Origin of the sequence: Salinisphaera sp. SWV1 (assembly GCF_052044155.1) — a bacterium.
GTDB lineage: Bacteria > Pseudomonadota > Gammaproteobacteria > Nevskiales > Salinisphaeraceae > Salinisphaera.
This window is the reverse complement of the sequence record NZ_JBQDYE010000168.1, coordinates 1-556: the sequence shown is the minus strand read 5'-3', so window position 1 is coordinate 556 and position 556 is coordinate 1. Positions and strand designations below refer to the sequence as shown.

Below are 556 nucleotides of genomic sequence, written 5' to 3'. Positions count from 1 at the left end.
TGCCAAACGTGTTTACCGGATCATGCGCCAGAATGCGCTGTTGCTTGAGCGAAAACCTGCTGTACCGCCATCGAAACGGGCACATACAGGCAGAGTGGCCGTGAAAGAAAGCAATCAGCGATGGTGCTCTGACGGGTTCGAGTTCTGCTGTGATAACGGAGAGAGACTGCGTGTCACGTTCGCGCTGGACTGCTGTGATCGTGAGGCACTGCACTGGGCGGTCACTACCGGCGGCTTCAACAGTGAAACAGTACAGGACGTCATGCTGGGAGCGGTGGAACGCCGCTTCGGCAACGATCTTCCGTCGTCTCCAGTGGAGTGGCTGACGGATAATGGTTCATGCTACCGGGCTAATGAAACACGCCAGTTCGCCCGGATGTTGGGACTTGAACCGAAGAACACGGCGGTGCGGAGTCCGGAGAGTAACGGAATAGCAGAGAGCTTCGTGAAAACGATAAAGCGTGACTACATCAGTATCATGCCCAAACCAGACGGGTTAACGGCAGCAAAGAACCTTGCAGAGGCGTTCGAGCATTATAACGAATGGCATCCGCAT

The 556-nt window shown here is 55.0% G+C and carries 1 pseudogene; it reads left to right on the top strand.

From position 1 onward, the window contains the following. Positions 1–556: pseudogene (locus ACS8YF_RS20060) on the top strand (IS3-like element IS2 family transposase); the annotation flags it as partial.